Below are 14,706 nucleotides of genomic sequence, written 5' to 3'. Positions count from 1 at the left end.
CCTTTGTGCAGCCCGCTATAAGAATTTAGCCATTCGGCGGAGAATAAATAATGAAAAAATTACTCATCACACTGTTATCTGTTGGTGCAATGATCGCTGGTGTTGCTCAAGCTGAGCTTGAAAACCCAGGTGGTATCGGTGGTGTAGAATCACTACGTGGTGCTAGCGAGCTAGAATCAACTCGTCCTGCAGATGATTTTAAAAAGTTCCCTCGTGAACAAGTACTAGAAAGCGACTTCGTTTACCAGCCACCGTTGATCCCACACTCAACTCGTAGCTACGAAGTGTCTCTTAACGCGAACAAATGTCTGTCATGCCACAGCTGGAAAAACGCGAAAGAGATGGGTGCAACTAAGATCAGTGTGACTCACTACATGAACCGTGAAGATGCTGTACTTGCAGACGTGTCACCTCGTCGTTACTTCTGTCTTCAGTGCCACGTACCTCAAGCAAATGCAAAACCATTGATTGAGAATGAATACCAGCGCGTAGAATCTCTTCGCTAATCCGTACCTGAGAAGAGGCGAATTTATGAAACTATTAAAAACGTTTTGGAAAAGGCTATCGACGCCAAGTAAAGCAGCGGCAGGTGTTCTACTGTTCATGGGCTTTGCAGGTGGTCTACTTTTCTGGGGTGCATTTAACACAGGGATGGAAGCAACCAACACAGAAGAATTCTGTTCTGGCTGTCACGCTCCTATCGTTGAAGAGATCCAAGAGACGATTCACTACTCAAACCGCTCGGGTGTTCGTGCAATCTGTTCAGACTGTCACGTACCACATGAATGGACTGATAAGATCGTTCGTAAAGTTCAAGCATCAAAAGAGCTATACGCTCACTTTATTGCTAAGACGATTGATACTCCTGAGAAATTCAAAGAGCGTCGTCATCACTTAGCAGAGCGTGAATGGGCTCGTTTGAAAAAGAACGACTCTCTAGAGTGTCGTAACTGTCACCAATTTGAGTTCATGGACTTCTCAGAACAGAGTTCACGAAGTGCTAAACAGCACTCAACAGCACTGGCTTCAGGCGAAAAAACATGTGTAGATTGCCACAAAGGTATCGCACACAAACTGCCTGACATGCACGGTGTTGAAGGCTGGCAATAAGAGGATAAGCAATGAGTACTTTAGAATCAGTAATTTGGCATATCCTTGGTTACGGTGCGATGCCATTCATCATTCTTTCAGGCTTCGCAGTTGTTGCTGCTATCTCTATCTGGATTCTTTCATTCGGTAAAGATAAAGAAGTCGACTAATTACTATCAACTTTTTGCCTATTTAGTTGATACTATAAAGCCACTGATTCCAGTGGCTTTTTTATTATTTCTATATAAAAGTAGAGAGTTAAACTTGAACTATTCCTCTGCGTCTATAATTGGCAATACTTGTTTCACATACTCACCTGGCGCGGTACCAATCACAGGGTTTAACTCTGACCCTCGGTTAAACGGCTCTCGCGGCTCATCACTTTCATACCCGCTTAACCACTTGTTCCAGTGAACCCACCAAGACCCTTCATTGTGTTTGGCATTGGCTAGCCACTCTTGCGCAGAATCATCAAGGTTGTCATTCAGCCAGTAGCCATATTTGTTCTTACTTGGGTGATTCACAACGCCTGCAATATGGCCAGACTCACCAAGCACGAAGGTTTTGTTGCCACCGGTGTTGAGTGCACCTCGATAAGTGCCCTGCCATAACGCAATATGATCATCTTTGGTCGAGATAAAGTAGCTTGGGATTTTAATCTTATTAAGATCAATCCAAACGCCACCGATTTTCACGCCCTTATCCTGAACGAGTTTGTTCTCTAAGTAGAGTTCTCTCAGTAAGAAGTTATGACACTTAGCGGCAACATTGGTGCTGTCACTGTTCCAGTAGAGCAAGTCGAACTCCATTGGGCTACTACCCTTCAAATAGTTGTCGATGTAGTAATTCCAGTAGAGGCTATTCTCTCTGAGTAGACTGAACGTAACGCTCAATGAACGACCGTCCATGAACCCTTTCATATTGTTCTGCTTCTCAATGGCACTGATAATGGTGTCATTGATGTAGGCACCTACCTCTCCTGGTTGAGAGAAATCCAACAATGTTGTGAAGAAGGTCGCTGTCTTGATGCGTTTCTTCATACGCTTAGCCGCATAGTAAGCGACCGTTGAAGCCAATACAGTACCACCAATGCAGTAACCCGCCGCGTTGATTTGCTCTCTACCTGTAATGTCTTCAATGGCAGCGACAGCTTTGACAACGCCTTCAGTCACATAGTCACCAAACTCAACGTCTTTCTGTGCCTCACTCGGGTTGCGCCAAGACATCATAAATACACTATGCCCTTGCTCTAGCAACCAGCGAACCATTGAGTTCTTTTCTCGAAGATCAAGAATGTAGTATTTATTGATAAACGGCGGAACAATCAACATTGGTGTCGCATTCACTTGTTCTGTCTTAGGATGATATTGAATCAACTCAAACAGTTCATTTTTGAACACCACGTCCCCTTTGGTATTTGCAACATCTTGCCCTAACCTAAAGGCATTGTTATTTGTCATGCGGATTTTGAGAATGTCAGCACTGGACTCAATATCAGCACGCAGTTGTTCTAAGCCATCAACAAGGTTTTCACCGTTGCGCTCTAAGGTAATCTTCATTAACTCAGGGTTCGTCGCAATGAAGTTTGTTGGTGAAAGTGCATTGATCGCCTGGCGTGAGAAGAAAGCAACACGCTCTTTTGTCTTCTCATCAATGCCTTCCATCGATTCAATTGTTTCTAAATAGCTTTTACTAAACAGCAAATAAGACTGCTTAATGAAGTTGTAGAAGGGATCATTTTTCCATGCGTCGTCGATAAAACGTTTGTCATCACGCTCTTCAGAAACTATGGTGCTGGTGTTACCCATCAAGACGGTATTCTGCCAGATTTGTAGTTGCTGCTCCCACCATTGTGTCTGCAACTTCAACATATCTGCAGGTTGGTTAATGGCTTGCTCAAAGATCTTGGATGCATCTTCGAAATTGATCTCTTGCATCGCTTTATTGAGAGGTGATTGTGCGGCTTCCTTGCTTTGTTCAAAGTTCTCCCACCATTGCTGGTTTGTCTGCTGAAGTTTTACAAGGTAGTCCGAAAAGAAGTGTTGGAACATAATCTAACTCCAATGATCGGAAAATCGCCACTGACTTCATACAGGTATAATCCACAAAGACTACACCTATGAGCCAGTGGCGACTTAATTTAGGCAGATGTTGTGTTTAGGTTTTCCGTCGTCAACGATTCCACATCTTCTTTAAACTCTTTCGCCGCAGCTTGGAATTTATTGCTATCGTTCATCATTTGTTGTGACAGTTGGCTAAGTACAGCAAGCTGCTGGCTGTTAAATGCAGCAAAACCGTTTACATCTTTGATGTCTGTTACCGCTTTCATTTGCGCTAGACCCATATCTGTATAAGTCTTCATTGCGTTCATTTGCAGCTCAGTCATAACCTCTACATTCTTAGCAATGAGCTTGTTGAACTTAAAGTAAGGTTCAAATTGCTTTTCTGTTTGGTCTGTCATTGATTTAAAAATATCCGTGTACATACATAACTCCTAAAGATTTCATAGATTGAATTACAATTCGTATTGTTCATTTCTAGAGGTTGACCAACAGTGGCGAAGCCGTTTATCGCCCACCACTACTGAAGTTACTCGTTGACGTTTTTCAATAAAACAGCCGTGCCCATGCCACCGCCAACACACAGCGAAGCCACGCCTGATTTGGCATCAGCCGATAACATTTCATGAATTAAAGAGACAATAATGCGGTTGCCTGAAGCGCCCAATGGATGCCCTAATGCAATTGCGCCGCCATTTACATTCACTTTGTGCTTAAATGCCTCTAACGGTAGGTCATGCTCTTCAGCTAACTGATACATGACTCCCAGTGCTTGAGCAGCAAACGCTTCATTGAGCTCAAACAGCTCAATATCTTTCAGTTGAGCATCAGCTTTAGCTAAGGCTTTAGTTACTGCCTCAACTGGCCCTAACCCCATCACTTTCGGATCCAAGCCCGATTGAGCATAGCTCTCGAGTTCGACTAGTGGCGTAAGCCCTAATCTTTTCACGGCACTTTCTGAAGCGACAATGACTGCGCTTGCGCCATCGTTAATGCCTGAAGCGTTTCCAGCAGTTACACTACCTTCACGATCGAATGCAGGTCTTAGCTTCTGTAAACCTTCGAAGGTCGCATCGGACTTAGGGTATTCATCGGTATCGAAAACGACAGTTTGACGGCGCTGTTTCACCTCTACCGGAACGATTTGGTCAACAAATTTTCCCGCCTCAATCGCCGCAACCGCTTTTTGCTGACTCTCTAATGCATAGTTATCTTGTGCTAAGCGAGAAATGTTGAGTTCTTTTGCGATGTTCTCTGCCGTCACGCCCATGTGATACTGATTAAACGCGTCCGTTAGACCGTCACCAATCAAGAGATCAGTCATCGAGATGTTGCCCATCTTGTGGCCATTACGAACTGACGAAGGTACAACGAAAGGAATTTGAGACATCACTTCCACACCAGCCGCCACAACAACATCAGCATCTTGCGCTTTAATGTGTGCTGCTGCGTCCATCACTGCCTTCATGCCGCTACCACAAATCATGTTTACGCCGTAAGCTGGCACTTCTTGCGGAACACCTGCAAACAGAGAGGCTTGTCGAGCAACCCCCATTCCTTGTCCAGCAGAAATAACGTTACCCACAATGACCTCATCAACGTTGGACGGATCGAGTTGCGCTGCATCTAAAGCCCCTTTGATAGCGACACCTGCGAGTTCACCTGCCGATGTCTCTTTTAAAGAGCCAGTAAATGAACCAATAGGGGTACGTTTTGCGGCAACAATGAATATCTTTTCCATAATTTATTCCTCAACAATTCCTTAATTCATGTACAAGCCGCCATTTACAGACAACGTCTCGCCTGTAATGTACGCACCCGATTCACCTGCAAGGAAGCCAACCGCATCCGCAATTTCAGTTGGTGTCGCCAAGCGCTTCATTGGAATTTGTCCTTTAATTGACTCAAGCACTTCGGGATTCATCTGCTCGACCATAGGGGTAGCCGTGTAACCCGGTGCTATCACATTGACTGTCACGCCGCTGCGAGCGCCTTCTGCTGCAAGAGCCTTAGAGAATCCAATCATGCCAGCCTTAGCTGCTGAATAGTTTGTTTGACCAAACTGACCTTTTAATCCATTGACGGAAGAGATATTGATGACTCGACAGTTTCCTTTTTCACACATAGGAGCAAAAAGTGGCTGGGTGACATTGAATAGGCTGTTCAAATTTGTTTCGATAACATCACGCCAAGCCGATGCATCCATTTTCTTAAAAACGCTGTCTCGAGTGATACCGGCATTGTTCACCAGAACATCAATCGTACCCTCTTCTTCCAATAACTTGCTTAAGCGTTGCGCGCATTCTTCAGTATTAGTCACATCAAGCTCAAACAATCTGACCTGTTCTGCAGTGAATTTTTTTTCATTAAACCAATCTACTGCGCATTGGTGATTACCAGTAAAGTAAGTCGCAATAACACGATAGCCTTGTTCGACCAACTTAGAAGAAATTGCTGAACCTATCCCACCTTTCGAACCTGTAATTAAAGCAAGTTTTTTCATTGATAACTCCATCCGATACAAGCAAATAACAATACTATTAAGAAAAATGCTTAGCGCGTCTTATTAATTCCATGACTACCGCTTTAATTAAACCCTACATGCTTGGACTAAAAACTTTTATTACAAACTAAACTAATTTCATATTTAATGGTTAGAATTTGACCTAGATCTCAAACCCAATGAAATGTTATCACCTTGTAAAACCACGTAAGCCAATGATTTATAATCATTTAATTATTGTTCACTTTATCAGCTTTAAATGTAAGCGACTGAATTTTCGAATGTTATTGTTGTCTCCCTACTCATTGCAAAACAAGTGCAAAGTTTGAACTCTCTTATATTCACTGAAATAATTACTGATAATTTAACTTTAACCACCTTGATTAGAACATAAAGCTATGACTGCAAATTCTTATTAACCGAGGAGAAAACAAGATATATAGAAACGCAAAAAGCCCATCATAATTGATGAGCTTTTTGTTATTAAACGCCAAACTAATGTCTAATAGACTTTATTAGTTTCAAATATGTTTCATTTAAATTACTCTTTTAAAATGAAAATATGTCACCCGAATCAACGTCTAAGTAAATTTTGTTTTCCAGTTTTAAACCACCGCAATAAATGAAGTAAACATTACGACTCGAGTACTTGACTGACTTAACCCAGCCACCAAGTTCTTCAAAATCTCCCGGCTCACAGGTTCCATTCTCGATCAAACCGTCAACGGCGACTCTAAAGGGCTTTCGGTAAGTTTTTAGGTCATCAGACTTTACTAAGTAAGAATCTAGGATTTCAACATGCTCATCGGGAGATATGATGACTTCATTCTCACTTAAATTAGACATCTCAATCCACTCTGCCATTTCTGGGGCGCCCTCCTTCAAAACAATGTAGTCAGAGATGCGCCCCCAACCGTTCGCCTTTTCGAGTACTTCGATGTGATCCCCCTTATAGAGATAGTCTTTGATCAAAGCATCGACATTAGGTTCATCGTAAACCGCTATCTTTCGTTCAGATACATAGTAATCGGTTTGTTCGGGTAGAGCAGATAAGTCCAGTATTGGCTTAGGCTCTTCATTCGGTTCCTGTGACATCTGTTCAACAGGCACCTTTTCCTCTTCTGGGGGAGTCACATCGTCTTTTTTCATTACTAAAAAGTAATAGGCAGCCCCTCCTCCACCAAGAAGACACAATATCACCAACGCTATGATTACTTTTTTCATGACAAATGTTACTCACTCTCCATAGATAAACTCAGTGTACAACAACTCTTTCTGATGCTCATCTATACTCTATTCAATATGTTAGAAAGATGGATGTTAGTATGAGATATGCGCTCGTCTGGTTGATCGCATTCGCCGCCACCACAACAACCTCTCAAGCTCATGCCGTTGAGTGTAACCAATATGAATGGGATCAATTACTGGATAGTCAATTGACAGCTGAGAGTCGCTATAATGACTATTCAAAGGAGTTCAACCTTGTACTTGGAACGTTCAAAACACACATTTTTCTGTCAAAGCAGTTTTCACAGCAAGAGCTCATTTCGTTTTGGAGACAAAACAACCCCTTCTTTCAACAACAGCTCGACCAGCAGATAAAAACGACACGTCAAGCGTACAAGATACTTTTAAAACAAGCGCATTTAACGCAAATTGAGATCGAACAAATCGTTCAACTCAAAGACAACTGGGCAGAAACTGCTGAGAGTTGCCGCGCACAAAATCAAGATCGCCAATATAAGACAGCTCAAAACCACGTTGTGCATACGCAAACACTCATCTCAGACTATGTAAGTTTGAGTGATAAATTCAGAAATCTCGCCCTCCGATACCTTAGTGAATCCAATTCTATACTCTCGGCCAAACAAGCGGCCTTGGAAGATAACGTCGATATGAAGTGACTATTTATTTAGTTTTTATAAACATTCACACTATCAACAACTTGTAACGCCAATTTTATCCACGCCAACAACATCGGTTAAAACACAATCAAAAACCAAACTTATCTGGGACACTCATCACAAAAAATATTTACAAACTCTCAAAAATTGCTATGATGGCCATTCATATAACTTAATAACAAGTAATATATTGGCTAGGTAATATGCAAAAATCGATGGCTTTAAACTGCTTGAGTAACACGGAATGGACTGCGGAGATAAGAGCCAAGCTTTTATCAGTAGTAAAACACATGGAAGAGTTCGGTTCAGTAAGTGAGCTAGAGCTATGCAAGATATTTGGTGAGACAATTTGGAATGACGGCGTTGATTATCATTCACATGCTTTCTCATTCAGAATTGATACGAAAACTGGAGATTGTTCAATTTCCAATTTCAAATATCACTAAAATTAGCGACTGATTTTGGATTCGGAGTACATTTATGTGCTCCGTTTTTCGTTTCTAGGCCCACACTTTTTCCATCACTCACACCTTTCACTAACTGGCTTCAAACTTACGCCTTATAAATAGGTAACGGTGTATTCCCTTTAACCTGCCTGATTGCTAAGTGGGTATGGATATCTTTTACGTTCTCTAAACGCTGCAACTTCCGAGTAAACGACTCGTACGCATTTAGGTTTTCACTAACCACTTCCAATAAATAGTCATACGCACCAGAGACAACATGACAGCTGATCACCTCTTCCATCTCCACAATGGCTTGCTCAAACTCGTTGATTGATTTCTCTTGGTGATTACTCAGACTCACCTCCACAAACACACTCATTGCAATACCAACATGACTGCGGGACAAGCTCACTCGATAGCTATCAATAATGCCATTCTGCTCTAGGCGTTTGATTCTTCTAGCACAAGGAGACGGAGACAACCCGACGAGATCCGCCAGTTCTGCAATGGTTAAGCGGCCATCTCGCTGCAATAGTTCTAACAAGTGTTTATCGATACGATCCATCACACAGACTCCCATATTGGTTAAAATCGTCAAATAGTTACTAAAAATTAACGATATCAGTTAATCAATAAACATTTCAAAGCAAATATTGCCAACTTTCACCTTTTTACGTGCTTCATAATGTCTCTATCAACCAAGGATAGGAAAATACAATGTTGCTCGGGTACACTTCCATTGCCGTCACTTTAATGATTTGGGCTAGTTTCTTTTTATCTCTAAAAGGAGGGGCTAACTCGGTTTTAGCTCCTGCAGATATCGCAATGACGCGATTTCTCATCCCGTCACTCGCTCTTTTTCCTCTGGTATATAAAGCTCGCCATGCGATAGCATCGGTACCTAAAATCTACCTAATAGGTATGTTCATCGGTTGCGGACTACCCTACTTACTGGTTACCAGTTCAGCGATGCAGTATGTGCCTGTTGCTCAAGGCAGTGCGCTCGTACCGGGGACATTACCTCTGTTTGTAACCATGATCGCCGTCTTCTTTTTCAAGCAACCACTCAGCCATCATCGTATTACTGGCTTCGCGCTTGTGATCATCGGGATTGTTATCTTTTTATATACTGGCTTATCTCTGCATACAGAACACAGCAGAGACTCATTAATTGGCTCTGAGACTTTAGGCCAATTGCTATTCCTGTTTGCCAGTTTGATGTGGGCGATATTCACCATTTCAGCGCGAGTTGCGAATCTGAATGCCCTTGTTGTGGCGGGCTTAATCAGTTTGATGTCGAGCATCCTATTGATAGCTTTAATCGTCGTAGGAGTGCTTCCTAGCTACCTATATGAACAATCGATGACCCAATGGCCAGTCAACGAATTACTTACCCATAGTGCGATTCAGGGTGTGGGAGCTGGAATTATTGCGGCAGCGACTTACTTATATGCGGTACAGACCCTTGGCGCCGAGCGCTCTGCAGCTTTTGGTAGTTCAACGCCGGTTATCGCTACACTACTGGCTATTCCAATCTTCCAAGAAGTGCCCAGTGTAAGCAGCTGGATCTCTCTAGCATTAATCTGCAGTGGTAGCCTACTCGCAAGTAATATCTTTCTTAAAAAAGATGCATCACTTGATTACAAGCCCCCAAAGCACCACGCATAAAAGCTGATACGATGATAATTCACTTTTTATCGCGCTATTTCTCATTTACACTGGCGCACCTTTTTCTAAAGAGAGAATGTCATGCAACGCGATTACACACTTAACTGCCTGATCACCATGCCACGTCATGAGCTTGAAGAGTTCAGCCTAAGAATGATCCATCGTCTAGTACCAGAAGATGCGATGAATGAGCTGTTTACCTTTGAGCAAGAAGAAGTGACCAGCGAAGAGCGCATGCAGTCAGCTAAATTTGACGCGATGCTACGAATGACGGCGATTGCTTTAGGTGAAGTCAATTTGGCATTTTCCGAATCAGAGAACGCTCAGCAGAATATTGATCGTATGACCCGTCTTCTGCTTTGGCACTTCTACTCGATCTCATTCAATTTGGAAGAAGCGATCGCAATTGAGGTTCACTGTGAAAAGGTAGAATCGATTTTGAAGAGTGCACCGAAAGATGCATTCGGTTGGGTGAAAGAGCTCACCGAACTTCTTCACTTCTACGCAAAAGTGAACGAGCAGAAAGGTGAACAATAATATCATCTTTGGGTTAGCCTAGCTCTCTTCCCTAAGACCCAAGAGCGTTTGCAGAAGGTAGATAAAAACTTTGTTTAAAGGTGTTATCTGCCTTTGTTGTTTCTAGCACACTGTGATGAAGCATCAGAATAGATTGTACGATGCGAGTCCCTATACCGAGCGAACCTTTCGCGGCAAGGCTGTCGACCTCATTTTGAATGGTTACTCTTGTTCGCTTAGCTTGCGTACCTTGCTCGACAACAATGCTTAGCTCACCATCGTGTGGAGCGTGACGAATTGCATTTTCCATCAGATTAAACATCAATCGCTCAATCAACTTCTGTTCCCCGACGATCAACACCGCACTGTCGATTCTGACGTTGAGTTTAATATGTTTGGCATCGAGCTGATTCTTAAATGTTTCCTCACATAGCGTCAGTAAGCGATTGAAATCAATTGTCCGGTATTCATACGTTGGCAACTCTTTCTCTTGTTTCGCTGTGTCTAGCAGCGAGTTAAGTTGCTCAAACAATTTGTTGCTGTTTCGATACGCAACATCAATCAATGGATCCGATTTCGGGTTCTGTAACTGCCACGTTTCCAAGTAACCCAACACGCTAGACAGTGGTGTTTTTAGGTCATGACTCAATTGGATTAATGTTTGGCGACGTTGTGAGGATTGATATTCAAGGTGCAGAAACTGCTGCTGTATATGTTTGGCCATCAATTCGTAAGACCTCGCCACAGGCACTAATTCAGGCACCTGCTTGGTGAAATCAGGCTCTAACCTAAAGTCATGCTCTGCTTGCTGCTGCAATTTGTCTGTCACTTTCTCAATAGGATTAAGCAAACTTCGTTTTACTAGCATGTAAGCGCCGACTGCAAAACCTAAAATCGATATCAATACCAAAGCTGCGAGTGCAATGTACGAGGAATCAACTTGGGCATCAGCAATCACAGCATGGCGATTACTACCAATCAACACATATAGATAGCCCACCGTTGAGCCTAACTCTTGAATAGCTGCAACAGAGAACACTTTAGGATCTGTCGGCGTACGAGGGTCTTCCCCTAAGATTGGATATGCTTCGTTGGCGAGAAAACGTTGGATGGGTTCTAAATCAACATACTCCATCATCTCTGTGCCTTCAGGAGCAGCGTGAGTGGTGATCTTACCTTGAGCATCGAGAAAGTAGATCTCAAAGTCAGGGCCAATCAACATTAAGGTATGGAAAATACTCTTAAGCGCTACAGGGTTATAATCAGTCCCGACCATAAGAGGATTGTCATCACGCATATGGCGCGCCAAGTCTTTGTGTAAGCTCTGCTTGGTTCTCTGCTCGATCGTCTGTTTTTGCCAATGATATGTAAAACCAATTGCCACACTCGCCAGCAAAAACCAAATACTAGTGAATGCCATCAATCGAGACTTGAAGCTCATAACTCAACCTCCCTTTGCCCTATCCAACTGCTGAATAATTCAACCAATGCTTAGCAAGCAAACTTACAACCCATCCAAACTAGTTATAGCTGCTTAGAGTGAAACTTATATCCAACACCCCACACCGTCTGGATATAGTTTTGTTCACCGTCTTGAGTAACCAACTTACTGCGCAGACGATTTACGGTGCTACACACAGTGTGATGGTATCCGGCATGGTGAGTGTTCCATACATGATCTAAAAGCTGATCTTTGCTATACACGCGCCCAGGCTTGGTTGCTAAAAATGACAACAAGGAGAACTCCATAGCCGTCAAAGAGACCTCTCTTCCGTCTAACACGACTTGGTGAAGCTCAGTATCAATAATCAGTGGACCAAAAGACATCGTATGTTGTTGCTGAGAGGTTGGTTGAGCCGGAAGGTCTTCGTGACTGATTCTTCGGATCACATTGCGTACTCGCGCTTGGAACTCTAGGACACTGAATGGCTTGGTAATATAGTCATCTAAGCCGGCTTCTAACCCTGAGACTTTGTCCATCTCACTATCACGAGCGGTCAGCATCAGCATTGGCGTCCAGTCTTTCTCTTTTCTCACAGAGCGACAAAACTCCACGCCATCTCCATCGGGTAGACCGCGATCAAGTACGACTAGATCAAAATCGTTTTCTTGATAGGCAGACTTTGCCTCTCCAATACTGGCGACTCTGCACACTTCTTGCCCCTGAAAGCGCAAGTGCATTGTCACTAATTCGGCGAGATCGTTATCATCTTCAACCAGTAGTATCTGCGCTGTCATTTTGTTTGCTGTCGATTCCATAATTCAACCATGTTCCAGTAGCGTCCATTTCTATTCGACCGGAACATGGAAAGAATTATTTCATTCAATTGGCTAATATCTACTCCATTCGAGTAATAGACAGACGAGCGCCGGGGTTCAAGAAACGATGCGATGCGCTCAACGTCGATGCAGTTAAACCATCATCTTGGCTTATCACACCAGAGTGAAATGAGACTGCATCTGTATCATCGCGTGCAGCATTAAACCCTTCACCGCCACCTGCTGGTCCGGGAATTGTCGCTGCGGTTTCGCTGTTTGCCTCAGTACCTGAATCCCACACATCCATATTCATGGTAAAGGTCTCACCGACAGACAGGGTTTTGATATTGATACCTGATTCACCGATAAACGCGTCATTGGTATTCACTAGCATAGAGGCTAATGAGAGATACTTAGCTTGTTTATAGTTCAGAGTCAATGTGACGGTGTCACCCTCACCCGGCAAAATCAGTCCATTACCTGACACACCTTGGTAAACATTACTATCATTGTTCATCAGACCGATTAGCTGAGAGTTACTTCCGCCTTCCGCTAAATATTCGAGTTCAGTTGACGCGCTTGACCCAATAGCAAACAGCTCAAAGTTACCATTGTGGCTTAATACAGCTAGCGGCGACATTGGTTGACTTGGCGTCAAATTCGTTACCGTCACGTTGTAGCGATAATAGTGATCATTGTCATCGCTTGGGCAACCTGCGAGCACCCCCACAGAAGCAGCTATGGCTAAAATACGTAATTTCATAACTGCCTCCTATTTCACTTCAATCGTGATCGTCGCAACCGGATTTAACCAACGATGGCTGCTGTTATCGAGATCACTAATACCACCAGTTGCGTTGTCATCACCAATGTTACCCGGATGAATATGGACTTTATTATTTGATACGGTTGTCTCTACACCCGTACCGCCACTGCCGAATGTAATGAATGGAGGGTTTGGCATGCTTCCGGCAAGTTCATCATTCGCTTCTGTGCCAGCATCATAGCCATTAAGTGAAACTTTGTAGGTACCGGCTTGCTCTGGAATTTTCCAACTATCTAGGCCAACAAAACCATCATTGGTTGGTAGAAGCATTGCACTCAAAGATAGATACTTCAGATCGCCAGTATCGATAGTCAATGACGCTGTTGCCCCAGGGTTTAGGATACCGTTAGCTGGGTTTTCCGATACAACACCACCAGCGTTGGCAATAACACTCGATAGACCTGAAATATCGCCACCTTCAGCCATAGCTTCCAGTTCAGCACTGGCCGTTTCACCCGTTCTAAACATAAATAAACTAGAGTCATGCGCGGCGACTAGAATCGGTGTGAAGTAGATACCTTTCGTCGCATTGGTAATAGAGATATCCAACTCGGCCGCGTTAAGTGTTGAAACCGACATAGACAATGCCAGTGCCGAAAATGTGAGTCCGAAAACTTTTTGCTTGTTCATAATGATTCCATCCTAGTGTCACTCATTGAGCGAGTTATGCCTTTATCAAAAATGGTCGTCGACCAAAGTGTTGATAAATAGGATGGCAATGAGATCTATCAGCGACTTCATTCAATTCTCATAAAAGTCTCACAAGTTTCTTGGTTTTCTCTCACTCAGGATACAGTGTCTGAACAAACACCCAACAAAAAGGCCCAGTGGGTGAACACTGGGCCTTGATGGATCTGAGTTGCTTCTAATGTTCAAAGCGATGTGAGGTTATAAGTAGTTCGCGTCTACTAGCTCACTCACTTCGACTTTGTTCACTTCTGCACGAGCTTCCAGCCATTGTGCAACTTGCAACTGTTCTGCTTCTGTTACTGAGCGGTAGCGTTCCGTTGCGCATACAAAACCTTCAAATAGCTCAAGGCCACCGCCACCAAAACACAAACCGATACCATCGATAAAATCAATGAACTCATCGATGAATACATCATACTGGTCAAAATCAGTAATAGATGTTATGCAGCTCACTTCAAAACCCAAAATAGCGAACTCACCTAGGTATAGCTTTTTACGTAGACGACGGTTCTTGTTTTCGATTTTATCTAATTTCATAGCATTCTCTCTTAATTGTGCCGCCCATTTCTCATGGGGATATAAGCATTTATACACAGTTGTCCATCGATTCTAAAGGGATTTGTAAGGCACAGAACTCAAAAGCGTAAGAATCGTGCTACAGCAACAAAACCTTAATATAATTTATAAAAATATGTCACTTACTTCCATCAGGATTGGCATCGTATTGAAACTATTACTCTAATAA

Annotated in this window: 18 protein-coding genes; 7 read left to right on the top strand and 11 right to left on the bottom strand. The window is 43.0% G+C overall.

What is annotated here, in order from left to right; translation table 11 throughout:
- Nucleotides 1-50 precede the first annotated feature (50 nt).
- Genes AC6I7V_RS19290 through AC6I7V_RS19280 form a run of 3 tightly spaced genes read left to right on the top strand, consistent with a single transcriptional unit; the run spans nt 51 to nt 1,259 of the window.
- A complete protein-coding gene (locus AC6I7V_RS19290) occupies nt 51-506 on the top strand; it encodes a nitrate reductase cytochrome c-type subunit (protein WP_032552661.1) in 456 nt (151 codons plus the stop codon).
- Between the two features lie 25 nt (nt 507-531).
- Entirely contained in the window at nt 532-1,110 is a 579-nt protein-coding gene (locus AC6I7V_RS19285) for a NapC/NirT family cytochrome c (protein WP_150869674.1), read from the top strand.
- An 11-nt stretch (nt 1,111-1,121) separates the two neighbouring features.
- Complete coding sequence (locus tag AC6I7V_RS19280) at nt 1,122-1,259, top strand: TIGR02808 family protein (RefSeq protein WP_255231919.1); 138 nt, start codon at nt 1,122-1,124, stop codon at nt 1,257-1,259.
- Nucleotides 1,260-1,358: 99 nt separating this feature from the next.
- Here the strand turns inward: AC6I7V_RS19280 and phaC are convergent, their stop codons facing one another.
- The 5 genes from phaC to AC6I7V_RS19255 all read right to left on the bottom strand — a co-directional run bounded on the left by phaC (nt 1,359) and on the right by AC6I7V_RS19255 (nt 6,876).
- The gene (gene phaC, locus AC6I7V_RS19275; protein WP_498011927.1) at nt 1,359-3,140 is read right to left on the bottom strand and encodes a class I poly(R)-hydroxyalkanoic acid synthase; all 1,782 of its coding nucleotides are present in this window, start codon (nt 3,138-3,140) and stop codon (nt 1,359-1,361) included.
- 89 nt (nt 3,141-3,229) lie between these two features.
- Nucleotides 3,230-3,574 (bottom strand): phasin family protein, encoded by a 345-nt coding sequence (locus tag AC6I7V_RS19270; protein WP_255231921.1) that lies wholly within the window; start codon nt 3,572-3,574, stop codon nt 3,230-3,232.
- Nucleotides 3,575-3,678: 104 nt separating this feature from the next.
- The gene (locus AC6I7V_RS19265) at nt 3,679-4,890 is read right to left on the bottom strand and encodes an acetyl-CoA C-acetyltransferase (RefSeq protein ID WP_255231922.1); all 1,212 of its coding nucleotides are present in this window, start codon (nt 4,888-4,890) and stop codon (nt 3,679-3,681) included.
- 21 nt (nt 4,891-4,911) lie between these two features.
- Nucleotides 4,912-5,652, bottom strand: a complete 741-nt coding sequence (locus tag AC6I7V_RS19260; protein ID WP_255231923.1) for an SDR family oxidoreductase — start codon at nt 5,650-5,652, stop codon at nt 4,912-4,914.
- 549 nt (nt 5,653-6,201) lie between these two features.
- Nucleotides 6,202-6,876, bottom strand: coding sequence for an SH3 domain-containing protein (locus AC6I7V_RS19255; RefSeq protein WP_498011926.1), 675 nt, complete (start codon nt 6,874-6,876; stop codon nt 6,202-6,204).
- Between the two features lie 89 nt (nt 6,877-6,965).
- Between AC6I7V_RS19255 and AC6I7V_RS19250 the strand changes: the two genes are divergently transcribed.
- A complete protein-coding gene (locus AC6I7V_RS19250; protein ID WP_498011925.1) occupies nt 6,966-7,556 on the top strand; it encodes a hypothetical protein in 591 nt (196 codons plus the stop codon).
- A 203-nt stretch (nt 7,557-7,759) separates the two neighbouring features.
- Entirely contained in the window at nt 7,760-8,002 is a 243-nt protein-coding gene (locus AC6I7V_RS19245) for a hypothetical protein (protein ID WP_084181908.1), read from the top strand.
- A gap of 106 nt (nt 8,003-8,108) precedes the next feature.
- Here AC6I7V_RS19245 and AC6I7V_RS19240 read toward each other — a convergent pair whose 3' ends face one another.
- Nucleotides 8,109-8,567: an Lrp/AsnC family transcriptional regulator gene (locus AC6I7V_RS19240; RefSeq protein ID WP_255231926.1), complete on the bottom strand. Its 459-nt coding sequence runs from the start codon at nt 8,565-8,567 to the stop codon at nt 8,109-8,111.
- Nucleotides 8,568-8,719: 152 nt separating this feature from the next.
- Between AC6I7V_RS19240 and AC6I7V_RS19235 the strand changes: the two genes are divergently transcribed.
- Nucleotides 8,720-9,670 (top strand): DMT family transporter, encoded by a 951-nt coding sequence (locus AC6I7V_RS19235; protein ID WP_255231927.1) that lies wholly within the window; start codon nt 8,720-8,722, stop codon nt 9,668-9,670.
- Nucleotides 9,671-9,751: 81 nt separating this feature from the next.
- Nucleotides 9,752-10,207, top strand: coding sequence for an exoribonuclease R (locus tag AC6I7V_RS19230; RefSeq protein WP_498011924.1), 456 nt, complete (start codon nt 9,752-9,754; stop codon nt 10,205-10,207).
- A gap of 31 nt (nt 10,208-10,238) precedes the next feature.
- Here AC6I7V_RS19230 and AC6I7V_RS19225 read toward each other — a convergent pair whose 3' ends face one another.
- From AC6I7V_RS19225 to AC6I7V_RS19205, 5 genes are all read right to left on the bottom strand, one after another.
- Nucleotides 10,239-11,627 carry a sensor histidine kinase gene (locus tag AC6I7V_RS19225; protein ID WP_498011923.1) on the bottom strand — a complete coding sequence of 463 codons (1,389 nt, stop codon included), beginning with the start codon at nt 11,625-11,627 and terminating at the stop codon, nt 10,239-10,241.
- 83 nt (nt 11,628-11,710) lie between these two features.
- Nucleotides 11,711-12,445: a response regulator transcription factor gene (locus AC6I7V_RS19220; protein ID WP_498011922.1), complete on the bottom strand. Its 735-nt coding sequence runs from the start codon at nt 12,443-12,445 to the stop codon at nt 11,711-11,713.
- 79 nt (nt 12,446-12,524) lie between these two features.
- Nucleotides 12,525-13,208: a spondin domain-containing protein gene (locus AC6I7V_RS19215; protein ID WP_255231931.1), complete on the bottom strand. Its 684-nt coding sequence runs from the start codon at nt 13,206-13,208 to the stop codon at nt 12,525-12,527.
- 9 nt (nt 13,209-13,217) lie between these two features.
- Entirely contained in the window at nt 13,218-13,901 is a 684-nt protein-coding gene (locus tag AC6I7V_RS19210) for a spondin domain-containing protein (RefSeq protein ID WP_498011921.1), read from the bottom strand.
- A gap of 258 nt (nt 13,902-14,159) precedes the next feature.
- Nucleotides 14,160-14,498, bottom strand: coding sequence for a YggL 50S ribosome-binding family protein (locus AC6I7V_RS19205; RefSeq protein WP_498011920.1), 339 nt, complete (start codon nt 14,496-14,498; stop codon nt 14,160-14,162).
- Nucleotides 14,499-14,706 lie beyond the last annotated feature (208 nt).

The organism is Vibrio sp. KUL70 (assembly GCF_059725515.1).
This window is presented reverse-complemented; position numbering and strand designations above follow the sequence as displayed.